General features: G+C 69.1%; 25 protein-coding genes. 23 read left to right on the top strand and 2 right to left on the bottom strand.

Annotation, left to right across the window (positions count from 1 at the left end; translation table 11 throughout):
- Window positions 1-56: 56 nt before the first annotated feature.
- Both ADL08_RS23675 and ADL08_RS23670 read left to right on the top strand, forming a co-directional pair.
- Window positions 57-3,956, top strand: coding sequence for a DNA-directed RNA polymerase subunit beta' (locus ADL08_RS23675; protein WP_053646185.1), 3,900 nt, complete (start codon window positions 57-59; stop codon window positions 3,954-3,956).
- A gap of 112 nt (window positions 3,957-4,068) precedes the next feature.
- Window positions 4,069-4,902, top strand: a complete 834-nt coding sequence (locus ADL08_RS23670) for a hypothetical protein (protein WP_053646183.1) — start codon at window positions 4,069-4,071, stop codon at window positions 4,900-4,902.
- Between the two features lie 8 nt (window positions 4,903-4,910).
- Here the strand turns inward: ADL08_RS23670 and ADL08_RS23665 are convergent, their stop codons facing one another.
- Window positions 4,911-7,211, bottom strand: a complete 2,301-nt coding sequence (locus ADL08_RS23665; RefSeq protein ID WP_053646181.1) for a restriction endonuclease — start codon at window positions 7,209-7,211, stop codon at window positions 4,911-4,913.
- A gap of 395 nt (window positions 7,212-7,606) precedes the next feature.
- Between ADL08_RS23665 and rpsL the strand changes: the two genes are divergently transcribed.
- From rpsL to tuf, 4 genes are all read left to right on the top strand, one after another.
- On the top strand, window positions 7,607-7,978 hold the full coding sequence (gene rpsL / locus ADL08_RS23660; protein WP_003948652.1) for a 30S ribosomal protein S12: 372 nt from the start codon (window positions 7,607-7,609) through the stop codon (window positions 7,976-7,978).
- Window positions 7,979-7,980: 2 nt separating this feature from the next.
- Complete coding sequence (rpsG, locus tag ADL08_RS23655) at window positions 7,981-8,451, top strand: 30S ribosomal protein S7 (protein ID WP_015035567.1); 471 nt, start codon at window positions 7,981-7,983, stop codon at window positions 8,449-8,451.
- 39 nt (window positions 8,452-8,490) lie between these two features.
- Entirely contained in the window at window positions 8,491-10,617 is a 2,127-nt protein-coding gene (fusA, locus tag ADL08_RS23650; RefSeq protein WP_053646178.1) for an elongation factor G, read from the top strand.
- Between the two features lie 150 nt (window positions 10,618-10,767).
- Window positions 10,768-11,961 carry an elongation factor Tu gene (gene tuf / locus ADL08_RS23645; RefSeq protein WP_026058274.1) on the top strand — a complete coding sequence of 398 codons (1,194 nt, stop codon included), beginning with the start codon at window positions 10,768-10,770 and terminating at the stop codon, window positions 11,959-11,961.
- Between the two features lie 152 nt (window positions 11,962-12,113).
- Here tuf and ADL08_RS23640 read toward each other — a convergent pair whose 3' ends face one another.
- Window positions 12,114-14,105 (bottom strand): PIG-L family deacetylase, encoded by a 1,992-nt coding sequence (locus tag ADL08_RS23640; RefSeq protein WP_053646177.1) that lies wholly within the window; start codon window positions 14,103-14,105, stop codon window positions 12,114-12,116.
- Window positions 14,106-14,391: 286 nt separating this feature from the next.
- Here ADL08_RS23640 and gdhA point away from each other — a divergent pair, with 286 nt between their 5' ends.
- From gdhA to ADL08_RS23555, 17 genes are all read left to right on the top strand, one after another.
- Complete coding sequence (gene gdhA / locus ADL08_RS23635; protein WP_053646175.1) at window positions 14,392-15,759, top strand: NADP-specific glutamate dehydrogenase; 1,368 nt, start codon at window positions 14,392-14,394, stop codon at window positions 15,757-15,759.
- A gap of 192 nt (window positions 15,760-15,951) precedes the next feature.
- Complete coding sequence (locus tag ADL08_RS23630; RefSeq protein WP_053646173.1) at window positions 15,952-16,191, top strand: hypothetical protein; 240 nt, start codon at window positions 15,952-15,954, stop codon at window positions 16,189-16,191.
- A 430-nt stretch (window positions 16,192-16,621) separates the two neighbouring features.
- A complete protein-coding gene (gene rpsJ / locus ADL08_RS23625) occupies window positions 16,622-16,930 on the top strand; it encodes a 30S ribosomal protein S10 (protein WP_003948644.1) in 309 nt (102 codons plus the stop codon).
- Window positions 16,931-16,943: 13 nt separating this feature from the next.
- Complete coding sequence (gene rplC, locus ADL08_RS23620; protein WP_053646256.1) at window positions 16,944-17,588, top strand: 50S ribosomal protein L3; 645 nt, start codon at window positions 16,944-16,946, stop codon at window positions 17,586-17,588.
- Window positions 17,589-17,595: 7 nt separating this feature from the next.
- Complete coding sequence (gene rplD, locus ADL08_RS23615; protein WP_053646171.1) at window positions 17,596-18,246, top strand: 50S ribosomal protein L4; 651 nt, start codon at window positions 17,596-17,598, stop codon at window positions 18,244-18,246.
- The gene (gene rplW / locus ADL08_RS23610; protein ID WP_053646169.1) at window positions 18,246-18,569 is read left to right on the top strand and encodes a 50S ribosomal protein L23; all 324 of its coding nucleotides are present in this window, start codon (window positions 18,246-18,248) and stop codon (window positions 18,567-18,569) included. Before rplD ends, rplW begins: the two co-directional genes overlap by 1 nt.
- Before the next feature lie 39 nt (window positions 18,570-18,608).
- The gene (rplB, locus tag ADL08_RS23605; protein ID WP_030208986.1) at window positions 18,609-19,445 is read left to right on the top strand and encodes a 50S ribosomal protein L2; all 837 of its coding nucleotides are present in this window, start codon (window positions 18,609-18,611) and stop codon (window positions 19,443-19,445) included.
- Between the two features lie 12 nt (window positions 19,446-19,457).
- Entirely contained in the window at window positions 19,458-19,739 is a 282-nt protein-coding gene (gene rpsS / locus ADL08_RS23600) for a 30S ribosomal protein S19 (RefSeq protein WP_015035577.1), read from the top strand.
- 42 nt (window positions 19,740-19,781) lie between these two features.
- Entirely contained in the window at window positions 19,782-20,129 is a 348-nt protein-coding gene (gene rplV, locus ADL08_RS23595) for a 50S ribosomal protein L22 (RefSeq protein ID WP_004571827.1), read from the top strand.
- On the top strand, window positions 20,129-20,980 hold the full coding sequence (gene rpsC / locus ADL08_RS23590) for a 30S ribosomal protein S3 (RefSeq protein ID WP_030214015.1): 852 nt from the start codon (window positions 20,129-20,131) through the stop codon (window positions 20,978-20,980). The genes rplV and rpsC overlap by 1 nt, the downstream gene beginning before the upstream one ends.
- Window positions 20,981-20,985: 5 nt before the next feature.
- Window positions 20,986-21,405: a 50S ribosomal protein L16 gene (gene rplP / locus ADL08_RS23585; RefSeq protein ID WP_015035580.1), complete on the top strand. Its 420-nt coding sequence runs from the start codon at window positions 20,986-20,988 to the stop codon at window positions 21,403-21,405.
- Window positions 21,405-21,629: a 50S ribosomal protein L29 gene (gene rpmC / locus ADL08_RS23580; RefSeq protein ID WP_017239580.1), complete on the top strand. Its 225-nt coding sequence runs from the start codon at window positions 21,405-21,407 to the stop codon at window positions 21,627-21,629. Before rplP ends, rpmC begins: the two co-directional genes overlap by 1 nt.
- A complete protein-coding gene (rpsQ, locus tag ADL08_RS23575; protein ID WP_053646167.1) occupies window positions 21,629-21,913 on the top strand; it encodes a 30S ribosomal protein S17 in 285 nt (94 codons plus the stop codon). Before rpmC ends, rpsQ begins: the two co-directional genes overlap by 1 nt.
- A 99-nt stretch (window positions 21,914-22,012) precedes the next feature.
- A complete protein-coding gene (gene rplN, locus ADL08_RS23570) occupies window positions 22,013-22,381 on the top strand; it encodes a 50S ribosomal protein L14 (RefSeq protein ID WP_003956455.1) in 369 nt (122 codons plus the stop codon).
- 2 nt (window positions 22,382-22,383) lie between these two features.
- Window positions 22,384-22,695, top strand: coding sequence for a 50S ribosomal protein L24 (gene rplX / locus ADL08_RS23565; protein WP_030208998.1), 312 nt, complete (start codon window positions 22,384-22,386; stop codon window positions 22,693-22,695).
- Window positions 22,692-23,249 (top strand): 50S ribosomal protein L5, encoded by a 558-nt coding sequence (gene rplE / locus ADL08_RS23560; RefSeq protein WP_104860432.1) that lies wholly within the window; start codon window positions 22,692-22,694, stop codon window positions 23,247-23,249. Before rplX ends, rplE begins: the two co-directional genes overlap by 4 nt.
- 5 nt (window positions 23,250-23,254) lie before the next feature.
- Window positions 23,255-23,440 carry a type Z 30S ribosomal protein S14 gene (locus ADL08_RS23555; RefSeq protein ID WP_003948630.1) on the top strand — a complete coding sequence of 62 codons (186 nt, stop codon included), beginning with the start codon at window positions 23,255-23,257 and terminating at the stop codon, window positions 23,438-23,440.
- Window positions 23,441-23,531 lie beyond the last annotated feature (91 nt).

Here is a 23,531-nt window from a genome sequence, read left to right as displayed (position 1 = left end):
CCAGGACCCCCGTATCAGACCCACAGCCTTACAACCCTGAGAGGGATTGACGCATAGTGCTCGACGTCAACTTCTTCGACGAGCTCCGGATCGGTCTGGCCACCGCTGACGACATCCGTCAGTGGAGCCACGGCGAGGTCAAGAAGCCGGAGACCATCAACTACCGCACGCTCAAGCCCGAGAAGGACGGACTCTTCTGCGAGAAGATCTTCGGTCCGACCCGGGACTGGGAGTGCTACTGCGGCAAGTACAAGCGTGTCCGCTTCAAGGGCATCATCTGTGAGCGGTGTGGCGTCGAGGTCACCCGCGCCAAGGTGCGCCGCGAGCGGATGGGCCACATCGAGCTCGCCGCTCCCGTCACCCACATCTGGTACTTCAAGGGCGTCCCGTCGCGCCTCGGATACCTGCTCGACCTCGCCCCGAAGGACCTGGAGAAGGTCATCTACTTCGCGGCGTACATGATCACGTACGTCGACGACGAGCGCCGTACGCGTGACCTGCCCTCCCTGGAGGCGCACGTCTCCGTCGAGCGCCAGCAGATCGAGAACCGTCGCGACTCCGACCTGGAGGCCCGCGCCAAGAAGCTCGAGAACGACCTCGGCGAGCTGGAGGCCGAGGGCGCCAAGGCCGACGTGCGCCGCAAGGTGCGCGAGGGTGCCGAGCGCGAGATGAAGCAGCTGCGCGACCGCGCGCAGCGCGAGATCGACCGTCTGGACGAGGTCTGGTCGCGCTTCAAGAACCTCAAGGTCCAGGACCTGGAGGGCGACGAGCTCCTCTACCGCGAGCTGCGTGACCGCTTCGGCACGTACTTCGACGGCTCGATGGGCGCCGCGGCGCTGCAGAAGCGCCTGGAGTCCTTCGACCTGGAGGAGGAGGCCGAGCGCCTCCGCGAGATCATCCGCACCGGCAAGGGCCAGAAGAAGACCCGCGCGCTCAAGCGCCTCAAGGTCGTCTCGGCGTTCCTGCAGACCGCGAACAGCCCCAAGGGCATGGTTCTCGACTGCGTGCCGGTCATCCCGCCGGACCTGCGTCCGATGGTGCAGCTGGACGGTGGCCGCTTCGCGACCTCCGACCTGAACGACCTGTACCGCCGCGTGATCAACCGCAACAACCGCCTGAAGCGGCTTCTCGACCTCGGCGCGCCCGAGATCATCGTGAACAACGAGAAGCGCATGCTCCAGGAGGCCGTGGACGCCCTCTTCGACAACGGTCGTCGCGGTCGCCCGGTCACCGGTCCCGGCAACCGCCCGCTGAAGTCCCTGAGCGACATGCTCAAGGGCAAGCAGGGTCGTTTCCGTCAGAACCTGCTCGGCAAGCGAGTCGACTACTCGGCCCGTTCCGTCATCGTCGTCGGCCCGCAGCTCAAGCTGCACCAGTGCGGTCTGCCGAAGGCCATGGCGCTGGAGCTCTTCAAGCCGTTCGTGATGAAGCGCCTGGTCGACCTGAACCACGCGCAGAACATCAAGAGCGCCAAGCGGATGGTCGAGCGCGGCCGCACGGTCGTGTACGACGTCCTCGAAGAGGTCATCGCCGAGCACCCGGTCCTGCTGAACCGTGCGCCCACGCTGCACCGCCTCGGCATCCAGGCCTTCGAGCCGCAGCTGGTCGAGGGCAAGGCCATCCAGATCCACCCGCTCGTCTGCACCGCGTTCAACGCGGACTTCGACGGTGACCAGATGGCCGTCCACCTGCCGCTCTCCGCGGAGGCGCAGGCCGAGGCCCGCATCCTGATGCTGTCCTCGAACAACATCCTCAAGCCGGCCGACGGCCGTCCGGTCACGATGCCGACCCAGGACATGGTCCTCGGTCTGTTCTTCCTGACCACCGACGGCGAGCTCCGTGACACCAAGGGCGAGGGCCGCGCGTTCGGCTCCACGGCCGAGGCGATCATGGCGTTCGACGCCGGCGAGCTCGCGCTGCAGTCGCCGGTCGACATCCGCTTCCCGGTGGGCACCATCCCGCCGCGCGGCTGGACCCCGCCGGCGCGCGAGGAGGGCGAGCCCGAGTGGCAGCAGGGGGACTCGTTCCGCCTGCGCACCACCCTGGGCCGCGCGCTCTTCAACGAGCTGCTGCCCGAGGACTACCCGTTCGTCGACTACTCGGTGGGCAAGAAGCAGCTCTCCGAGATCGTCAACGACCTGGCCGAGCGCTACCCCAAGGTCATCGTGGCGGCGACGCTCGACAACCTGAAGGCGTCCGGCTTCTTCTGGGCGACCCGCTCCGGCGTCACCGTGGCCATCTCCGACGTCGTCGTCCCCGAGGCGAAGAAGGAGATCGTCGCCGGGTACGAGGCGCAGGACGAGAAGGTCCAGAAGCAGTACGAGCGCGGTCTGATCACCAAGGAAGAGCGCACGCAGGAGCTCATCGCGATCTGGACCAAGGCGACCAACGAGGTCGCCGAGGCGATGAACGCGAACTTCCCCAAGACCAACCCCATCTTCATGATGGTCGACTCGGGTGCCCGAGGAAACATGATGCAGATGCGGCAGATCGCGGGTATGCGCGGTCTGGTGTCGAACGCGAAGAACGAGACCATCCCGCGTCCCATCAAGGCGTCCTTCCGCGAGGGCCTGTCCGTCCTCGAGTACTTCATCTCGACGCACGGTGCCCGTAAGGGTCTCGCCGACACCGCCCTGCGCACCGCCGACTCGGGTTACCTGACCCGTCGTCTGGTGGACGTCTCGCAGGACGTCATCATCCGCGAGGAGGACTGCGGCACCGAGCGCGGTCTGAAGCTGCGGATCGCGGCGAAGGACGAGACGGGCGCCCTGCGCAAGACGGACGACGTCGAGACCTCCGTGTACGCGCGGATGCTCGCCGAGGACGTCGTCGTGGACGGCAAGGTCATCGCGCCGGCCAACGTCGACCTGGGTGACGTGCTCATCGACGCCCTGGTCAACGCGGGCGTCGAGGAGGTCAAGACCCGTTCGGTCCTGACCTGTGAGTCCGCCGTCGGCACCTGCGCGTTCTGCTACGGCCGTTCGCTCGCCACCGGCAAGCTGGTCGACATCGGTGAGGCGGTCGGCATCATCGCCGCCCAGTCCATCGGTGAGCCCGGTACCCAGCTGACGATGCGTACCTTCCACACCGGTGGTGTGGCCGGTGACGACATCACCCAGGGTCTGCCCCGTGTCGTCGAGCTCTTCGAGGCCCGGCAGCCGAAGGGTGTCGCCCCGATCTCGGAGGCGGCCGGCCGCGTCCGCATCGAGGAGACCGAGAAGACCAAGAAGATCGTCGTCACCCCGGACGACGGCACCGACGAGACGGCGTTCCCGATCTCGAAGCGTGCCCGTCTGCTCGTGGGCGAGGGCGACCACGTCGAGGTGGGCCAGAAGCTCACCGTGGGTGCCACCAACCCGCACGACGTGCTCCGGATCCTCGGTCAGCGCGCGGTCCAGGTCCACCTGGTCGGCGAAGTCCAGAAGGTCTACAACTCGCAGGGCGTGTCGATCCACGACAAGCACATCGAGATCATCATCCGGCAGATGCTGCGCCGCGTGACGATCATCGAGTCCGGCGACGCGGAGCTCCTGCCGGGCGAGCTGGTCGAGCGGTCGAAGTTCGAGACCGAGAACCGTCGTGTGGTCACCGAGGGCGGTCACCCCGCCTCCGGCCGTCCGCAGCTGATGGGCATCACCAAGGCCTCGCTGGCGACGGAGTCCTGGCTGTCGGCCGCCTCCTTCCAGGAGACGACCCGAGTGCTGACGGACGCGGCGATCAACGCCAAGTCCGACAGCCTCATCGGCCTCAAGGAGAACGTCATCATCGGTAAGCTCATCCCGGCCGGTACGGGTCTGTCCCGCTACCGCAACATCCGGGTCGAGCCGACCGAGGAGGCCAAGGCCGCGATGTACTCGGCCGTCGGCTACGACGACATCGACTACTCGCCGTTCGGCTCGGGCTCCGGCCAGGCCGTTCCGCTGGAGGACTACGACTACGGTCCGTACAACCAGTAAGCGAGTCGCGCTCGACGCCGAGGGCGGTCATCCCGATCACGGGGTGGCCGCCCTCGGCGGTTTCCGGCGGCTTCGGTAGGTTGGCGGCCCCGCCCGACCGAGGAGCCGCCCCGTGACCGCCCGCCCCTGCCTGCTGTACGTCACCGACCTCGCCTATCCGGCCCGGGGCAGGCGCTACGGCGACGAGGACGTGGCGCTCACCGCCCGGCTGCGGGAGGACTTCGACCTGGCCCTCTGCCACCCGCTCGACGCCACCGCCCTCCTGGACGCCTTCGACGCGGTCGTGGTGCGCAACAGCGGCCCGGTGCTCGGCTACCGGGAGGCGTACGAGGCCTTCCGCGAGCGGGCCCTGGCTCTCGGCACCCGGGTCTACAACCCGCTCCACGGACGCGGCGACATGGCGGGCAAGCAGTACCTGCTCGACCTCACCGCCGCCGGATACCCCGTCATCCCCACCGTCGACCGGGCCGAGGACCTGGAGCGGCTGCCCGGGGCCGCGTCGTACGCGGTGAAGCCCAAGGCCGGGGCCGACTCCATGGGGCTGAGCTTCCTGCCGTACGAGGAGCTGGCCGGCCTCGCGTACGGCGAGCTCCTCGTCCAGCCGCGCGTCGACTTCCGGTACGAGGTCTCCTTCTACTTCGTGGACGACCTCTTCCAGTACGCGCTGTACGCCCCCGACCCCGAGCGCCGCTGGGTTCTGGAGCCGTACGAGCCGACCGCCGGCGACCTCGCCTTCGCGCGCCGCTTCGTCGACTGGAACGCCCTCGGCCACGGCATCCAGCGCGTCGACGCCTGCCGCGCCCCCGACGGCGGGCTGCTCCTCGTCGAACTGGAGGACCTCAACCCGTACCTCTCGCTCGACCGGGTGCCCCCGCCCGTGCGCGAGGAATTCGCCGCCGCGATGGTCCGCTCCCTCGGCGCCTTCCTCGCGCAGGGGCGTCCCTGAGCGTTCCGTCACTCCAGGTCACGGGCTCGCAGGTAGTCCGTGATCAGGCGCTCCGGCAGTCTGCCCCGCTCGTTGACGGCACGCCCCCGCGCCTTGGCCCATGCCCGCACCGCGGACGCCGGGACGTCGGTGGAGGCCCGCTGCTGGTGGGGCACGGAGGTCTGTCCCGGCGGCACGGGGCCCGGTCGTCCCGGGGGAGCGGGCGTCCCCTCCCGGCTGTGGTCTCCGGGCGGTCCGTCCTCGCCGGCCGACTCGACGGCGGCGGCCAGCGCGCGCAGACGGGCCGCGATCAGCGAGGGCGGCGCCGTGATGACGTGGCCGCCGCCCTGTCGTTCCACCCCGGAGAGGAACGGGGTCTCCAGGAAGGCGAGAGCCGCCCCGGTCTCGTCCGGGTCCAGCGGCGTCTCCAGCGCCTTCCTGGTCTCCCGCCAGATGTCGTTGACGCCCAGCGCGCCGGTGGTGTGCCTGACCTCGACGGGATCGTTCCCGCTCCGCCACAGCGTATGCACCACCAGGCCCAGGGTCTCCTGCCTCCGCTCCGCCGCCCCCCAGGTGCGCTCCAGCGCGTCCGCCTCCCCCCAGGTGACGAGTGCGGCGAGCTCGCGCGGCGCGAGCGGCGTACGGGCGTGCCGCACGAGGGCGTCCGCGAGCTCGCGCGCGGTGAGCAGGGCCACTTTCTCGCTCGCGGCCTCCCGCACGAGCCTGGCGTCGAACCCGGGGCCGACCAGTACGGTCCCCTGCGCCGCGTGACGGGCGCGGTGCTCGCCCAGCCGCCGGAACCTGACGTCCTGATCGGTCACCAGCCCGGCGCCGTCGGTCTTGGCCTCCACGGCGATCCGGTGCCGCACGGTCGGCGACCGCCACAGCTCGATGACGGCGTCCGTCCTCCTGGGCCCGCCGTGGCTCTCGACGTCGACGCCGAGGGCACGGAAGGCGGCCGCGACGGCCCGCTCGAAGCGGCGGTGGTCGGAGCTGTCACCGGCTGCCCGGACGACTTCGGCGGCCAGTGATCCGACGTGGTGCGCGCGGTCGCCGTCGGCCGCGGCGGCCGACGGCGTGCCGGGACCCGCCGGGGCGGCCGGGGCGTCGGCGCAGTCCGCCGGGCCGGAGTCCGCCGGCCTGAGCAGGGGCAGGGTGCGGACCAGCGCGGCGCCCAACTCCGTTCGCCGGACGGTGAGTCCGATCCGCTCGGCCAGGCCGGTCTCGAGGAACAGCGCGACGCGGCGCGTGACGTCCTGGTGGGTGAGCGGGATGTCGGGGTACCGCTCCGCCAGGACGAGGGCGAGCGCGGACGTGGGCGCGCTGTTCTCCAGCGCGTCGAGCGTCTCGCCCAGGAGGGCGACGTGGAGGTGCAGCAGGCGGACGAGATCCACGGGCTCGTCGGACTCCAGGCAGCTGGTCGCGTACTCCGTGGCGGCGAACGTGTCGGTGCCCACCTGGGTCAGGAGACCGAGTGCGCGCAGCGTTCCCAGCGTCTGCTCCGCGGAGGACTCCAGGACGCCGAACTCCTCGGCGCAGAAGGCCTTGAAGCCGGCCCGGGTGATGTCCGGCACCGCCGCGTTGACGAGGCGGGCCAGCGCGTCCATCCGCACGCCCCCCGCGACGTAGCCCAGCAGGCGCTTCCTCGCACGCAGCGCGGCCTGGTCCGCTCCGCTCAGGGCCAGGGCCAACGGGGCCGGGAGCGGGGGGAGTTCCACGGGCTCCGGGGCGGGCGGGCGCCGGTGCGGAAGCTGGTCCCGGTCGGCGGTCTCCAGGCGCTCCAGGAACGCCCGTCCGCGTTCCGTGGGGACGATCCTGCCGTTGGTCCAGTACTCGACGAGCCCGGCCGCGCGCAGCCAGTACACCCGTCGGCGGACCTGGTCGAGGGAGTTCCAGGACAGGCCGTACTCCGTCCCCGCGACCTCGTTCAGCCCGGCGTGGGTGATGCCGTCCCCCACCTCGGCGAGCGCCTCCCCCAGGAACCTGACGTTCGCGTGGAGGACGGCGACGAGGTGGAGCTCGTCCCCGGAGTCGAGGAAGTGCCGGGCCGCGCGGGTGAGTGCCAGGCGGGGAGGGCGGCCCTCGCGCGTCACCAGTCCGCAGGAGCCGAGCGCGTGCACCGCGTTCCGCAGCGGGATCGGCCTCTCGGCGCCGGGCCAGGCGAACGGCCGGTCGATCGTTCCGTCCTCCGCGACGCTCAGCAGGAGGGCGCGGAGGTTCCCGACGATCTCCCGGGGGGTGCCGGGGACGTAGGGCGAGGCACCGGCTCGTGTCAGCCATGGGAGCGGTGTCGGGAATCCTTCGGCGGCTTGCTGCTCTGGTGAATCCACGGTTCCTCTTCGTGATGGAAGGGCTTCAGGAGGCGATGGGCCTGGAGCTTGTCACGCTGTGGAGTAGCCTGGATGCATTGAGTGAGGAAATTCAGTCCTTCGGGTTCACCGGGCCCCCGGGTCCCGCGCGGTCGCCGCCGGTCGGGCCCGGGTGCGCGTGGCCATTTGTTTTGACCGGAGTCCGTGCGATAGGTACGCTCAGACCTTGTGCCTGGGGTGTGCCTGGGCTCGCGTGCGTGTCTTCAACCGCAAGGCGAGTCATATATCGGCCGCCGCGATCCGCGCCGTTCCTTCCGCTTCCGGCGGGGGTCCGCAGGATCCGACACACCCGACCGCGTGGGTCGGTGAATGTTCCAGGTTAGTTGTACCGACGGCACACAGAAACCGGAGAAGTAGTGCCTACGATCCAGCAGCTGGTCCGTAAGGGCCGGCAGGACAAGGTCGAGAAGAACAAGACGCCCGCACTCGAGGGTTCGCCCCAGCGTCGCGGCGTCTGCACGCGTGTGTTCACGACCACCCCGAAGAAGCCGAACTCGGCCCTCCGTAAGGTCGCGCGTGTGCGTCTGACCTCCGGCATCGAGGTCACGGCCTACATCCCGGGTGAGGGTCACAACCTGCAGGAGCACTCCATCGTGCTCGTGCGCGGTGGCCGTGTGAAGGACCTGCCGGGTGTTCGTTACAAGATCATCCGCGGTTCCCTCGACACGCAGGGCGTCAAGAACCGTAAGCAGGCTCGCAGCCGCTACGGCGCCAAGAAGGAGAAGTAAGAATGCCTCGTAAGGGCCCCGCCCCGAAGCGCCCGGTCATCATCGACCCGGTCTACAGCTCTCCTCTTGTCACCTCGCTGATCAACAAGATCCTGCTGGACGGCAAGCGTTCCACCGCCGAGCGCATCGTGTACGGCGCCATGGAGGGTCTTCGCGAGAAGACCGGCCAGGACCCGGTCATCACGCTGAAGCGCGCGCTGGAGAACGTCAAGCCGGCCCTTGAGGTCAAGTCCCGCCGTGTCGGTGGCGCCACCTACCAGGTGCCGATCGAGGTCAAGCCGGGCCGCGCGTCCACGCTGGCCCTCCGCTGGCTCGTCGGTTACTCCCGCGCCCGTCGCGAGAAGACCATGACCGAGCGCCTCATGAACGAGCTCCTCGACGCCTCGAACGGCCTCGGTGCTGCCGTCAAGAAGCGTGAGGACACGCACAAGATGGCCGAGTCCAACAAGGCCTTCGCGCACTACCGCTGGTAGTCGCAACCCACATCGAGACCGAGAGAAGACTGAGCCGATATGGCTACCACTTCGCTTGACCTTGCCAAGGTGCGCAACATCGGCATCATGGCGCACATCGACGCGGGCAAGACGACCACCACCGAGCGGATCCTGTTCTACACCGGTGTCTCGTACAAGATCGGTGAAGTCCACGACGGCGCTGCCACGATGGACTGGATGGAGCAGGAGCAGGAGCGCGGCATCACGATCACGTCCGCCGCGACGACCTGTCACTGGCCGCTCGAGAATGTCGATCACACGATCAACATCATCGACACGCCGGGCCACGTCGACTTCACCGTCGAGGTGGAGCGTTCGCTGCGCGTGCTCGACGGTGCTGTCACCGTGTTCGACGGTGTGGCCGGCGTCGAGCCCCAGTCCGAGACCGTCTGGCGTCAGGCGGACCGCTACGGCGTTCCGCGCATCTGCTTCGTCAACAAGCTCGACCGCACCGGCGCCGACTTCCTGCGCTGCGTCGACATGATCGTGGGCCGCCTCGGCGCCACCCCGATCGTCATGCAGCTGCCGATCGGTGCCGAGGCCGACTTCGAGGGCGTCGTCGACCTGGTCCGCATGAAGGCGCTCGTCTGGTCCGCCGAGGCCAGCAAGGGCGAGATGTACGACGTCGTCGACATCCCGGCCAACCTCACCGAGCTCGCCGAGGAGTACCGCGGCAAGCTGGTCGAGACCGTCGCGGAGAACGACGAGGAGCTCATGGAGCTCTTCCTGGAGGGCGTCGAGCCCACCGAGGAGCAGCTCTACGCGGCTGTCCGTCGCATCACCATCGCTTCCGGCAAGGGCGGCGAGACCACGGTCACCCCCGTGTTCTGTGGCACCGCGTTCAAGAACAAGGGCGTCCAGCCCCTGCTCGACGCGGTCGTCCGCTACCTGCCCTCGCCCCTGGACGTCGAGGCCATCGAGGGCCAGGACGTCAAGGACCCCGAGGTCGTCGTCCGGCGCAAGCCGTCCGACGACGAGCCGCTGTCGGCCCTCGCGTTCAAGATCGCGAGCGACCCGCACCTCGGCAAGCTCACCTTCGTCCGGATCTACTCCGGTCGCCTGGAGGCCGGCACCGCGGTGCTGAACTCCGTCAAGGGCAAGAAGGAGCGCATCGGCAAGATCTACCGCATGCACGCGAACAAGCGTGAGGAGATCGACTCGGTGGGCGCCGGCGACATCGTCGCCGTCATGGGCCTCAAGCAGACCACCACCGGTGAGACGCTGTGCGACGACAAGAACCCGGTCATCCTGGAGTCCATGGACTTCCCGGCGCCGGTCATCCAGGTCGCCATCGAGCCCAAGTCCAAGGGTGACCAGGAGAAGCTGGGTGTCGCCATCCAGCGTCTCGCGGAGGAGGACCCCTCCTTCCAGGTCCACTCGGACGAGGAGACCGGCCAGACCATCATCGGTGGCATGGGCGAGCTCCACCTCGACATCCTCGTCGACCGCATGCGTCGCGAGTTCAAGGTCGAGGCGAACGTCGGCAAGCCGCAGGTCGCGTACCGCGAGACGATCCGCAAGACCGTCGAGCGCGTGGACTACACCCACAAGAAGCAGACCGGTGGTACCGGTCAGTTCGCCAAGGTGCAGATCGCGATCGAGCCCATCGAGGGCGGCGACGCCTCGTACGAGTTCGTGAACAAGGTCACCGGTGGCCGCATCCCGAAGGAGTACATCCCTTCGGTCGACGCGGGTGCGCAGGAGGCCATGCAGTTCGGCATCCTGGCCGGCTACGAGATGACGGGCGTCCGCGTCATTCTTCTCGACGGCGGCTACCACGAGGTCGACTCCTCCGAGCTCGCGTTCAAGATCGCCGGTTCGCAGGCCTTCAAGGAGGCCGCGCGGAAGGCTTCGCCGGTCATCCTCGAGCCCATGATGTCCGTCGAGGTCACCACGCCCGAGGACTACATGGGTGAGGTCATCGGCGACATCAACTCCCGCCGTGGCCAGATCCAGGCCATGGAGGAGCGCAGCGGCGCTCGCGTCGTGAAGGGCCTCGTGCCCCTTTCGGAGATGTTCGGCTACGTCGGAGACCTCCGCAGCAAGACCTCGGGTCGCGCAAGCTACTCGATGCAGTTCGACTCCTACGCCGAGGTTCCCCGGAACGTCGCCGAGGAGATCATCGCGAAGGCCAAGGGCGAGTAACTCTCCCGAGTTCACGCTTTAGGCTTGACACCAGACGCCGGGGCTCGGCCCCCGAGACCCGAGGACCGGGCTCCGGCGGATGGCATCCCAGCAAAGATCACCTGGCGCCGATGAGCAAGGCGTACAGAACCACTCTCCAGGAGGACCCCCGTGGCGAAGGCGAAGTTCGAGCGGACTAAGCCGCACGTCAACATCGGCACCATCGGTCACATCGACCACGGTAAGACGACCCTCACGGCCGCCATTACCAAGGTGCTGCACGACGCGTACCCGGACCTGAACGAGGCCTCGGCCTTCGACCAGATCGACAAGGCTCCCGAGGAGCGCCAGCGCGGTATCACCATCTCGATCGCGCACGTCGAGTACCAGACGGAGTCGCGTCACTACGCGCACGTCGACTGCCCGGGTCACGCCGACTACATCAAGAACATGATCACGGGTGCGGCGCAGATGGACGGCGCCATCCTCGTGGTCGCCGCCACCGACGGCCCGATGCCGCAGACCAAGGAGCACGTGCTCCTGGCCCGCCAGGTCGGCGTTCCGTACATCGTCGTCGCCCTGAACAAGGCCGACATGGTGGACGACGAGGAGATCCTGGAGCTCGTCGAGCTCGAGGTTCGTGAACTCCTCTCCGAGTACGAGTTCCCGGGCGACGACCTGCCGGTCGTCCGCGTCTCGGCGCTCAAGGCGCTCGAGGGCGACAAGGAGTGGGGCGAGAAGCTCCTCGGCCTCATGCACGCGGTGGACGAGTCCATCCCGCAGCCCGAGCGCGACGTCGACAAGCCGTTCCTGATGCCGATCGAGGACGTCTTCACGATCACCGGTCGTGGCACCGTCGTCACCGGTCGTATCGAGCGCGGCATCCTCAAGGTCAACGAGACCGTCGACATCATCGGCATCAAGACCGAGAAGACCACCACCACGGTCACCGGTATCGAGATGTTCCGCAAGCTGCTCGACGAGGGCCAGGCCGGTGAGAACGTCGGTCTGCTCCTCCGTGGCATCAAGCGTGAGGACGTCGAGCGCGGCCAGGTCATCATCAAGCCGGGTTCGGTCACGCCGCACACGAACTTCGAGGCCCAGGCCTACATCCTGTCGAAGGACGAGGGTGGCCGTCACACCCCGTTCTTCAACAACTACCGCCCGCAGTTCTACTTCCGTACCACGGACGTGACCGGCGTCGTGACCCTCCCCGAGGGCACCGAGATGGTCATGCCGGGCGACAACACCGCCATGAGCGTTGAGCTGATCCAGCCCATCGCCATGGAGGAGGGCCTCAAGTTCGCCATCCGTGAGGGTGGCCGGACCGTCGGCGCCGGCCAGGTCGTCAAGATCACTGCCTGATCTCGCACCGACCTGGTGGCTCGCAGGAGCCGCTGAGCAGTAGGGAGAAGCCCCGCACCGGAAGGTGCGGGGCTTCTTCGCGTTCCCGGGGCTTCTTCGCGTTCCCGGGGCTTCTTCCACGTGTCCGGGGCTTCCTTCGCGTGTCCGGGGTCCTACGGGCGCCAGCTCCAGGGGTGGCCGTCCGCGCCGAGCCCCACCACGGTCGCGCCCCGCGCCCCCAGGTGCAGCGCGGCCGGGCCCGCCGATCCGCCCCGCGCGGTACGGACCCGGGTCCGGCCCCCGGCCCGCACCGCCGTCCGGCCGCGCGGGTCCGTGCCGAGCAGGACCGTGCCGAGCGCCGCCGAGCGCGCGGCGACCACCTCGCCGTACCCGTCGAGACCGGTGTCGCCGGCCGGGCCGAGCAGCCGGGCGTCCGCCGGGGGCCGGTGGAACAGCTCGCCGTCCGCGCTCGCCAGGGCGGACCCGGAGAGCGGCAGCCGCTCCGCCCGCTCCCGTCCGTCCACCCAGTGCCGTACGGACTCCCGGCCCGCCGCGTACACGTGGACGCGGCCCGCCGCGTCCACCGAGACGGCCGGGCCGTCCTGGACCTCGGCGTCCCCGGGGAGCGTGCGCCAGGGGCCCCAGGAGCCGTCCGCCGCCCGGACCCGGGTCGAGAGGCGCTTGTCCGCGTTCCGTACGAAGAGGTGGACCCGGCCGTCGGGGGCCGCCACCGCCACCGGGGAGCCGAGCCGGCGTCCCCGGTCGTCGCTCCGCTCCGGGTTCCCCAGGCCCCGCCAGGCGAGGAACGGGCCGCCGGGGGAGCGCTGTTCGAGGAGCGCCACCTCGCGCCGGTTGGCGCCGCCGTGCCCGTCGAGCGCGGCGAACCGCACCCCGAGGAGCAGCACCCGCCCGTCGGGGAGGACCGCCCGGCCGAGCGCCGGGGCGAGCGGGCCGCCGCCGAGGTCCTCCGGCTCGCTCCAGCGGCCGCTGCCGGGCGCCGACTCGCGCCAGCGGACCGCGCGCAGGCCCAGCACCCCGTACGCGGCGAGCCGGCCGTCCGGCTCCTCGGCGAGGGCCGGGCGGGCGCCGGGCCAGCGGTGGTGGGTGGAGCGGACCCAGCCCTTGCGGTTGGTCAGCGGGCGGTCGCCGCCGACGCCGTAGTCGCCGCAGCCCGACGGGTTCCCGCACCGCCAGGAGGGGTCCCCGCCGTACGGGACGAGCCGGGCCGCCTTCTCCTCGAGGACCTCCGGCGGGAGGTTCTTGGGCCAGTGCCGGTTGTAGTAGCCGCGGAAGGCCGTCGTGGTGAACACCGGTATCGGCTCGCCGTCCCGGACCGCGTCCGAGACCCGGCGGCACAGCGCGGCCCAGGTGAAGCAGGCGACCGCCGTGTGGTCCCCGTGGTCCGAGTGGCCGGGCTGCTCGGAGTCCCGCCGCCGGGTGGCCTCGTCGCTGTGCTGGACGTCCGGGTCGGGGTCCAGGGTGTGCACCACCGTGGGCCGGTAGCGGGCGAGCAGCCCGGCGAGGACGTCGACAAGGCCGTCGTAGTCGTAGGCGTCCGCCCGGGCGACGGGGGAGCCGGCCGGCAGGTGGGTCCGCAGCTCCAGGGCGCGGTCCTCCCAGAGCGCGGGCAGGGCCGTGTACCGGCGGGGGGTGTGCATCGGCAGGTTGAGGAAGACCAGCTCGACCCGGCGCCCGCGGTGCGTCAGCGTGTCGACCTCGGCGCGCCGGCCGCCGGGCAGCGCCAGCGTCCCGCGCCGCCACGGCGTGAACACCGGCAGGCCGAGCGCCACGGCGTACGACTGGCGCAGGCCCTGGTGGCGGGCGGCGGCGTAGGCCGCCCGGTCCGGGGGCGTCTCGGGCATCCCCTCGATCCGGTTCCGGCCGGTGTGCTCGCCGGCCGTCACGTACACGGAGACGAGCGGGACGCCCGCGTCGAGCAGTCGCTGGGAGTCCGGGTTCATGAAGTACAGGTCGTCGTCCGGGTGCGCGGCGACCTGCATGAGGAGCGCCCGGCGCGCCCGCGTCGACGCGATCGGCTTCCCCGGTGCGGGGTCGGCGGTCGGCGCGCTCCGGCGCGGCTGCGGTACGGAGCACCCGGCGGCGGCCGCGGTGGCGGCGAGGGCGGCGGTGAGCACCGTCCGGCGGCGGGGTCGGGTGTGCGGCACTGCGGGGCCCTTCGCTCGGCGGTCTCCTGGAAGACGAAAACCTGTGCGAAAGGGTTGTGTGTGTGCGAGAGGGGCGTGCGGAGGCGGGACCGGCGGCCGTCTCGGATGGCGGACCCCGGCACCCGCTTACTGGTGCTTGCATTCACATGGATGTAACAGTGGGCGCGGCGGCGGGGACGACGGAGTCCCGGAGCGGCCGTCCGTCCCTCCCCGCGCGCGGCAACGGCGCCGAGCGCTCCCACCCGGTTCTCCGCCGGCGTACAGCCGTGCCAGAAGGGGGTTCCACGTGCCGAACCGACCCGACCCGCAGACCGCCCGCTCCAGCCTCGACGCCCTCCGCGCCGGGATCGAGCACCGCAATCCGGCGCAGCCCGAGTTCCACCAGGCCGTCCACGAGGTGCTCGACACCCTCGCCCCGGTGCTCGCGGCCCGGCCCGAGTTCGCCGAGCCGGGGCTCCTGGAGCGGCTCGTCGAGCCCGAGCGGCAGATCGTCTTCCGGGTGCCGTGGCAGGACGACCGGGGCCGGACGCACGTCAACCGGGGCTTCCGCGTCGAGTTCAACAGCGCCCTCGGCCCGTACAAGGGCGGCCTGCGCTTCCACCCCTCCGTCAACCTGGGCATCGTCAAGTTCCTCGGCTTCGAGCAGATCTTCAAGAACGCCCTGACCGGGCTCGGCATCGGCGGCGGCAAGGGCGGCAGCGACTTCGACCCGCACGGCCGCAGCGACGCCGAGGTCATGCGCTTCTGCCAGTCGTTCATGACCGAGCTGTACCGGCACCTCGGCGAGCACACCGACGTGCCGGCCGGTGACATCGGCGTCGGCGGCCGGGAGATCGGCTACCTCTTCGGCCAGTACCGGCGGATCACCAACCGCTGGGAGGCGGGCGTCCTCACCGGCAAGGGCGCCGGCTGGGGCGGCTCCGCGATCCGCCCGGAGGCCACCGGCTACGGCAGCGTGCTCTTCGCGGCGGCGATGCTCCGCGAGCGCGGCGAGGACCTGGAGGGCCGGACGGCCGTCGTCTCCGGCTCCGGCAACGTGGCGCTGTACACGATCGAGAAGCTGCTCGCCCTCGGCGCCCACCCGCTGACCTGCTCCGACTCCAGCGGTTACGTGTACGACGACAAGGGCATCGACCTCGCCCTGCTCAAGCAGGTCAAGGAGGTCGAGCGCGGCCGCGTCGCCGACTACGCCGAACGCCGGGGCGCCTCCGCGCGCTTCGTGCCCGGCGGCCGGGTCTGGGAGGTCCCCGCCGACGTCGCCCTGCCGTCCGCGACGCAGAACGAGCTCGACGGGAACGACGCGGCGGCCCTGGTCCGCAACGGGGTGAAGGCCGTCGCCGAGGGCGCCAACATGCCCACCACGGCGGAGGCGGTCCGCCTGTTCCAGCGGGCCGGCGTCGCCTTCGGCCCGGGCAAGGCCGCCAACGCGGGCGGCGTCGCCGTCAGCGCCCTGGAGATGGCCCAGAACCACTCCCGCACGTCCTGGAGCGCGCGGAAGGTGGAGGCGGAGCTCGCCGGGATCATGACCTCGATCCACACCGCCTGCCACGAGACGGCCGAGCGGTACGGTGCCCCGGGCGACTACGTCACCGGGGCCAACATCGCGGGCTTCGAACGGGTCGCCGAGGCGATGCTGGCGCAGGGCGTCATCTGAGCCGTACGCACGCGGGCGGGGGACGGGGCCCACGGGTCGGGCTCCGGGCGCGCGAGGCGGAGGCATGCGCGCGCGGCGAGGCCGCGGCCCTCGCCGTCCCGGACCGCGCTCGTCCTGCGCGCCGTCGGCGGTCTCCCCGCCGCGCGGGTCGCCGCCTTCTTCGACCTGCCGGAGGAGACCCTGGAGCGGTACGTGGCCAGGGCCAAGGCGACGATCGTGGAAGGGGGTTGGGCGCGGGCCCTGCCCGAGGGGGAGGAGCGCGCGGCCCGGATCGCCGAGGTGCGGCACGTGCTCCGGCTCGTCCTCGACCGGGGGTACGGGGCCGAGGCGGCCCGGCTCACCCGGCTGCCGCACCGGATCCTCCCGGCCGACACCGGGACGGCGGAGCTGCTCGCCCTGATGCCGCACGGCGGAGAACGCCCTCCGGGATGACCCCGGCCCATGCGCCCCGGCGCATGGATGTACGTGACGTGGGGTACAGTCTTCGATCCCGATTGGCGGCCGGATGGCCCCGTATGGCAGACTGTCGGGGTTGCTCGGTTGAGTGCCGATGCTGCGCGCCTCCCGTCGGGAGGACCGGAAGCGAGTCCCACAGTACTCGTCGCCCCTCGTCAGGGGCGGACGTACGGGAATCTTCTGGGAAGCGTCAGCGGGGTACCGGCCAGGCACTCGGCGGGCCCTTTGCAGATGTTGCAGCTGCCCCCCGGCTCCGCGGTACTTCGGGACCGCGCCCCCTTGGTTGGGAAGTCCTCAGGGACTTCTGCGTAGAGGGAGCGCGACACGCCCGACCGCGTGGGTCGGAGGTGGAGTCATGAGGACCCCCGAGTCCAGAGCGTTACGAGACAAAGGACTACTAGTAGCCATGGCGGGACAGAAGATCCGCATCCGGCTCAAGGCCTACGACCACGAGGTCATCGACTCCTCGGCGAAGAAGATCGTCGAGACGGTGACCCGCACTGGTGCGTCGGTCGCGGGCCCGGTGCCGCTGCCCACTGAGAAGAACGTGTACTGCGTCATCAAGTCGCCGCACAAGTACAAGGACTCGCGCGAGCACTTCGAGATGCGCACGCACAAGCGCCTCATCGACATCCTCGACCCCACGCCGAAGACGGTCGACTCGCTCATGCGTCTCGACCTGCCGGCGGGCGTCGACATCGAGATCAAGCTCTGAGGTGACGCGCGAGATGGCTAAGAACATCAAGGGCATCCTGGGCGAGAAGCTCGGCATGACGCAGGTCTGGGACGAGAACAACCGGGTCGTCCCGGTCACCGTCGTCAAGGCCGGTCCGAATGTCGTGACCCAGGTCCGCACGAACGACAACGACGGCTACGAGTCGGTCCAGATCGCCTTCGGCGAGATCGACCCGCGCAAGGTGAACAAGCCCCTCAAGGGTCACTTCGCCAAGGCCGACGTCACCCCGCGCCGCCACCTGGTGGAGCTCCGCACCGCCGACGCCTCCGAGTACACGCTCGGCCAGGAGATCACCGCCGAGGTCTTCGAGGCCGGCGTGAAGGTCGACGTCACCGCGAAGAGCAAGGGCAAGGGCTTCGCCGGTGTCATGAAGCGCCACAACTTCCGTGGTGGCAAGGCGTCGCACGGTGCCCACCGCGTGCACCGCAAGCCCGGTTCCATCGGTGGCTGCGCCACCCCGGGCCGTGTCTTCAAGGGCATGAAGATGGCTGGTCGCATGGGCAACGAGCGTGTGACCACCCAGAACCTGACCGTCCACGCCGTTGACGCCGAGAAGGGTCTGCTGCTCATCAAGGGCGCGGTCCCCGGCCCGAACGGTGGCCTCGTCCTGGTCCGCACCGCGGCCAAGGGGGTTTGAGGAACCGATGAGCACCATTGACATCCTTTCGCCGGCAGGCGACAAGGCCGGGACCGTCGAGCTCCCCGCGGAGATCTTCGGCGCCAAGGTCAGCGTCCCGCTGATCCACCAGGTCGTCGTCGCGCAGCTGGCCGCGGCCCGTCAGGGCACGCACAAGACCAAGACCCGTGGCGAAGTCCGCGGTGGTGGCAAGAAGCCTTACCGCCAGAAGGGCACCGGCCGCGCCCGTCAGGGTTCGACCCGCGCCCCGCAGTTCGCCGGTGGTGGCGTCGTCCACGGCCCGCAGCCGCGTGACTACTCGCAGCGGACCCCGAAGAAGATGAAGGCCGCCGCCCTCCGCGGTGCCCTCTCGGACCGGGCCACGCACTCCCGCATCCACGTCGTCACCGGCGTGGTCGAGGGTGAGGTCTCCACCAAGGCCGCCAAGACGCTGTTCGGCAAGATCTCGGAGCGCAAGAACCTGCTCCTGGTCGTCGAGCGCTCCGACGAGGCCGCGTGGCTGTCCGCTCGTAACCTGCCCCAGGTGCACATCCTGGAGCCGGGCCAGCTCAACACGTACGACGTGATCGTCTCCGACGACGTGGTCTTCACCAAGGCCGCCCTCGAGTCCTTCGTGTCTGGCCCCCAGACCGCTGAGACCGAAGGGAGCGACGCCTGATGAGCGAGGCCGTCGTCACCAGCAAGACCTTCTCGGACCCGCGTGACATCCTCGTCAAGCCGGTCGTCTCGGAGAAGAGCTACGCCCTGCTCGACGAGAACAAGTACACGTTCATCGTCGCGCCCGGCTCCAACAAGACCCAGATCAAGCAGGCCGTCGAGGCGGTCTTCTCGGTCAAGGTCACCGGGGTCAACACGATCAACCGCCAGGGCAAGCGCAAGCGGACCAAGGCCGGTTTCGGCAAGCGCAAGGACACCAAGCGCGCCATCGTGACCCTTGCTGAGGGCAACCGAATCGACATCTTCGGCGGCCCGACCGCCTGACGGCGGTCGAGTCGTCCGATATCGGACGAGGACTGAGAAATGGGTATCCGCAAGTACAAGCCGACTACGCCGGGCCGTCGTGGCTCCTCCGTAGCCGACTTCGTCGAGATCACGCGGTCCACGCCGGAGAAGTCGCTGGTCCGCCCCCTGCACAGCAAGGGCGGCCGTAACAACACCGGTCGTGTGACCGTCCGTCACCAGGGCGGTGGCCACAAGCGCGCCTACCGCGTGATCGACTTCCGTCGTCACGACAAGGACGGCGTGCCGGCCAAGGTCGCTCACATCGAGTACGACCCCAACCGCACCGCGCGCATCGCGCTGCTCCACTACGTGGACGGCGAGAAGCGCTACATCATCGCCCCCAAGGGTCTGACGCAGGGTGACCGCGTCGAGAACGGCCCCGGCGCGGACATCAAGCCCGGCAACAACCTGGCGCTCCGCAACATCCCGGTCGGTACCACGATCCACGCGATCGAGCTCCGTCCCGGTGGCGGCGCCAAGTTCGCGCGCTCGGCCGGTGCCTCCGTGCAGCTGCTGGCGAAGGAGGGCACGATGGCCCACCTCCGCATGCCCTCCGGCGAGATCCGTCTGGTCGACGCCCGCTGCCGCGCCACCATCGGCGAGGTCGGCAACGCCGAGCAGTCGAACATCAACTGGGGCAAGGCCGGCCGTAAGCGCTGGCTGGGTGTTCGCCCGACCGTCCGCGGTGTGGCGATGAACCCGGTCGACCACCCGCACGGTGGTGGTGAGGGCAAGACCTCCGGTGGTCGCCACCCGGTCTCCCCGTGGGGTCAGAAGGAGGGTCGTACTCGTTCGCCGAAGAAGGCTTCGAACAAGTACATCGTCCGCCGCCGCAAGACGAACAAGAAGCGCTAGGAGCGGGTTTAGATGCCGCGCAGTCTCAAGAAGGGACCCTTCGTCGACGGCCACCTCGTCAAGAAGGTGGACGCCCAGAACGAAGCCGGTACCAAGAACGTCATCAAGACCTGGTCCCGTCGCTCGATGATCATCCCGGCCATGCTCGGCCACACGATCGCGGTGCACAACGGCAAGACCCACATTCCGGTGTTTGTCACCGAGTCGATGGTCGGCCACAAGCTCGGCGAGTTCTCGCCGACGCGCACCTTCCGGGGTCACGTGAAGGACGACCGGAAGTCGAAGCGCCGCTAGTAGCGGGGTGGAATGACCATGACAGACACTGGAAGGACAACCATGGAAGCCAGGGCCCAGGCGCGGTACATCCGCGTCACGCCCATGAAGGCCCGCCGCGTGGTGGACCTTATCCGTGGCATGGACGCCACGGAGGCTCAGGCGGTCCTGCGTTTCGCCCCGCAGGCCGCGAGCGTGCCGGTTGGCAAGGTGCTGGACAGCGCCATCGCCAACGCCGCGCACAACTACGACCACACTGACGCCTCTTCGCTGGTCATCAGCGAGGCGTACGTGGATGAGGGCCCGACCCTGAAGCGGTTCCGTCCGCGTGCTCAGGGCCGTGCCTACCGGATCCGTAAGCGGACCAGCCACATCACCGTGGTCGTCAGCAGCAAGGAAGGAACCCGGTAATGGGCCAGAAGGTTAACCCGCATGGGTTCCGGCTCGGCATCACCACGGACTTCAAGTCCCGCTGGTACGCCGACAAGCTGTACAAGGACTACGTCAAGGAAGACGTCGCCATCCGTCGGATGATGACGTCCGGCATGGAGCGCGCCGGCATCTCGAAGGTGGAGATCGAGCGCACCCGTGACCGTGTGCGTGTGGACATCCACACCGCGCGTCCCGGCATCGTCATCGGCCGCCGCGGCGCCGAGGCCGACCGCATCCGCGGCGACCTCGAGAAGCTCACGGGCAAGCAGGTCCAGCTGAACATCCTCGAGGTCAAGAACCCCGAGATGGACGCCCAGCTGGTCGCCCAGGCCGTCGCCGAGCAGCTCTCCTCCCGCGTCTCCTTCCGTCGTGCCATGCGCAAGAGCATGCAGGGCACGATGAAGGCCGGCGCCAAGGGCATCAAGATCCAGTGCGGCGGTCGTCTCGGCGGCGCCGAGATGTCCCGCTCGGAGTTCTACCGCGAGGGCCGCGTGCCCCTGCACACGCTCCGCGCGAACGTCGACTACGGCTTCTTCGAGGCCAAGACGACCTTCGGCCGCATCGGCGTGAAGGTCTGGATCTACAAGGGCGACGTCAAGAACATCGCCGAGGTCCGCGCCGAGAACGCCGCGGCCCGTGCGGGTAACCGCCCGGCCCGTGGTGCGGGTGGCGCTGGCGACCGTCCCGCCGGCCGTGGTGGCCGTGGTGGCGAGCGTGGCGGCCGCGGCCGCAAGCCGCAGCAGCAGTCCGCGCCGGCTGCCGAGGCCCCCAAGGCCGACGCTCCCGCCGCCGCTGCCGCTCCGGCTGAGAGCACCGGAACGGAGGCCTGACCGACATGCTGATCCCCCGTAGGGTCAAGCACCGCAAGCAGCACCACCCCAAGCGCTCGGGCATGAGCAAGGGTGGTACGCAGGTCGCGTTCGGCGAGTACGGCATTCAGGCCCTCACGCCGGCGTACGTGACCAACCGCCAGATCGAGGCGGCTCGTATCGCGATGACCCGCCACATCAAGCGTGGCGGCAAGGTCTGGATCAACATCTACCCGGACCGCCCGCTGACGAAGAAGCCCGCCGAGACCCGCATGGGTTCCGGTAAGGGTTCTCCGGAGTGGTGGATCGCGAACGTCAAGCCGGGTCGGGTGATGTTCGAACTGTCCTACCCGAACGAGAAGATCGCGCGCGAGGCCCTGACCCGTGCGGCCCACAAGCTGCCGATGAAGTGCAAGATCGTGAAGCGCGAAGCAGGTGAGCTGTGATGTCGGCCGGTACCAAGGCGTCCGAGCTGCGCGAGCTGGGCAACGAGGAGCTTCTCAACAAGCTCCGCGAGGCCAAGGAAGAGCTGTTCAACCTCCGCTTCCAGGCGGCGACGGGCCAGCTCGAGAACCACGGTCGGCTCAAGTCCGTCCGTAAGGACATCGCCCGGATCTACACCCTGATGCGTGAGCGCGAGCTGGGCATCGAGACGGTGGAGAACGCCTGATGAGCGAGAGCAACGTGACTGAGCAGAAGACCGAGCGCAACGCTCGCAAGGTCCGCGAGGGCCTCGTCGTCAGCGACAAGATGGACAAGACCGTCGTCGTCGCTGTCGAGGACCGCGTCAAGCACGCGCTGTACGGCAAGGTCATCCGCCGTACGAACAAGCTCAAGGCTCACGACGAGCAGAACGCTGCCGGCATCGGTGACCGCGTCCTCCTGATGGAGACCCGGAAGCTGTCGTCGACGAAGCACTGGCGCGTCGTCGAGATCCTCGAGAAGGCCAAGTAATTCTTGAAGGGGTAACCCTTCGAGTTCGTTCCGCCAGGCTCGGCCGGGGCTTCCTCGTGAAGCCCCGGCCGGGAACCGGCAGACAATCAGGAGATAGACGTGATCCAGCAGGAGTCGCGACTGCGTGTCGCCGACAACACTGGTGCCAAGGAGATCCTTTGCATCCGTGTTCTCGGTGGCTCGGGTCGCCGCTACGCGGGCATCGGTGACGTCATCGTCGCCACCGTCAAGGACGCGATCCCCGGTGGCAACGTGAAGAAGGGTGACGTCGTCAAGGCGGTCATCGTTCGCACCGTCAAGGAGCGCCGCCGCCAGGACGGCTCGTACATCCGCTTCGACGAGAACGCCGCCGTCATTCTCAAGAACGACGGCGACCCTCGTGGCACCCGTATCTTCGGCCCGGTCGGCCGTGAGCTGCGCGAGAAGAAGTTCATGAAGATCATCTCGCTCGCGCCGGAGGTGCTGTAAGCATGAAGATCAAGAAGGGCGACCTGGTCCAGGTCATCACCGGTAAGGACAAGGGCAAGCAGGGCAAGGTCGTCACGGCCTTCCCCCGCGAGAACCGCGTCCTCGTCGAGGGTGTCAACCGGGTCAAGAAGCACACCAAGGCCGGCCCCTCGCAGGCCGGCGGCATCGTGACGACCGAGGCCCCGATCCACGTGAGCAACGTTCAGCTCGTCGTGGAGAAGGACGGCAAGAAGGTCGTCACGCGTGTCGGTTACCGCTTCGACGACGAGGGCAACAAGATCCGCGTTGCCAAGCGGACGGGTGAGGACATCTGATGGCTACCACCACTCCGCGTCTCAAGACGAAGTACCGCGAGGAGATCGCGGGCAAGCTGCGTGAGGAGTTCTCCTACGAGAACGTCATGCAGATCCCCGGCCTCGTGAAGATCGTGGTCAACATGGGTGTCGGCGACGCCGCCCGTGACTCGAAGCTGATCGACGGCGCGATCCGCGACCTCACGACGATCACCGGTCAGAAGCCGGCCGTCACGAAGGCCCGCAAGTCCATCGCGCAGTTCAAGCTTCGCGAGGGCCAGCCGATCGGCGCCCACGTCACGCTCCGTGGCGACCGCATGTGGGAGTTCCTGGACCGCACCCTGTCGCTCGCGCTCCCGCGCATCCGCGACTTCCGCGGCCTGTCCCCCAAGCAGTTCGACGGCCGTGGCAACTACACCTTCGGTCTCACGGAGCAGGTCATGTTCCACGAGATCGACCAGGACAAGATCGACCGTGTCCGGGGTATGGACATCACCGTGGTGACCACGGCGACCAACGACGACGAGGGCCGTGCCCTTCTGCGTCACCTCGGCTTCCCGTTCAAGGAGGCGTAAGCGAGATGGCGAAGAAGGCTCTCATCGCGAAGGCTGCCCGCAAGCCCAAGTTCGGCGTGCGCGGTTACACGCGCTGCCAGCGCTGTGGTCGTCCCCACTCCGTGTACCGCAAGTTCGGCCTGTGCCGCGTGTGCCTCCGTGAGATGGCTCACCGTGGCGAGCTGCCGGGCGTGACCAAGAGCTCCTGGTAACTCCCTTTCACCCTTTGGGTGTCAGGAGTTCCGGAGTCTCTCGGTAAGCATTGGGTCGGCGGAGGCCCACCCCCGTCATGCCGTAGGCTGG

Origin of the sequence: Streptomyces sp. NRRL F-6492 (genome assembly GCF_001280125.1) — a bacterium.
Classification (GTDB): domain Bacteria; phylum Actinomycetota; class Actinomycetes; order Streptomycetales; family Streptomycetaceae; genus Streptomyces.
This window is presented reverse-complemented; position numbering and strand designations above follow the sequence as displayed.

Bases quoted from the DNA above. Each gene is read 5' to 3' on its own strand.
- rpsG (WP_015035567.1), top strand. From the start codon at position 7,981: ATGCCTCGTAAGGGCCCCGCCCCGAAGCGCCCGGTCATCATCGACCCG.
- fusA (WP_053646178.1), top strand. From the start codon at position 8,491: ATGGCTACCACTTCGCTTGACCTTGCCAAGGTGCGCAACATCGGCATC.
- rpsJ (WP_003948644.1), top strand. From the start codon at position 16,622: ATGGCGGGACAGAAGATCCGCATCCGGCTCAAGGCCTACGACCACGAG.
- rplC (WP_053646256.1), top strand. From the start codon at position 16,944: ATGGCTAAGAACATCAAGGGCATCCTGGGCGAGAAGCTCGGCATGACG.
- rplD (WP_053646171.1), top strand. From the start codon at position 17,596: ATGAGCACCATTGACATCCTTTCGCCGGCAGGCGACAAGGCCGGGACC.
- rplW (WP_053646169.1), top strand. From the start codon at position 18,246: ATGAGCGAGGCCGTCGTCACCAGCAAGACCTTCTCGGACCCGCGTGAC.
- rplB (WP_030208986.1), top strand. From the start codon at position 18,609: ATGGGTATCCGCAAGTACAAGCCGACTACGCCGGGCCGTCGTGGCTCC.
- rpsS (WP_015035577.1), top strand. From the start codon at position 19,458: ATGCCGCGCAGTCTCAAGAAGGGACCCTTCGTCGACGGCCACCTCGTC.
- rplV (WP_004571827.1), top strand. From the start codon at position 19,782: ATGGAAGCCAGGGCCCAGGCGCGGTACATCCGCGTCACGCCCATGAAG.
- rpsC (WP_030214015.1), top strand. From the start codon at position 20,129: ATGGGCCAGAAGGTTAACCCGCATGGGTTCCGGCTCGGCATCACCACG.
- rplP (WP_015035580.1), top strand. From the start codon at position 20,986: ATGCTGATCCCCCGTAGGGTCAAGCACCGCAAGCAGCACCACCCCAAG.
- rpmC (WP_017239580.1), top strand. From the start codon at position 21,405: ATGTCGGCCGGTACCAAGGCGTCCGAGCTGCGCGAGCTGGGCAACGAG.
- rpsQ (WP_053646167.1), top strand. From the start codon at position 21,629: ATGAGCGAGAGCAACGTGACTGAGCAGAAGACCGAGCGCAACGCTCGC.
- rplX (WP_030208998.1), top strand. From the start codon at position 22,384: ATGAAGATCAAGAAGGGCGACCTGGTCCAGGTCATCACCGGTAAGGAC.
- ADL08_RS23555 (WP_003948630.1), top strand. From the start codon at position 23,255: ATGGCGAAGAAGGCTCTCATCGCGAAGGCTGCCCGCAAGCCCAAGTTC.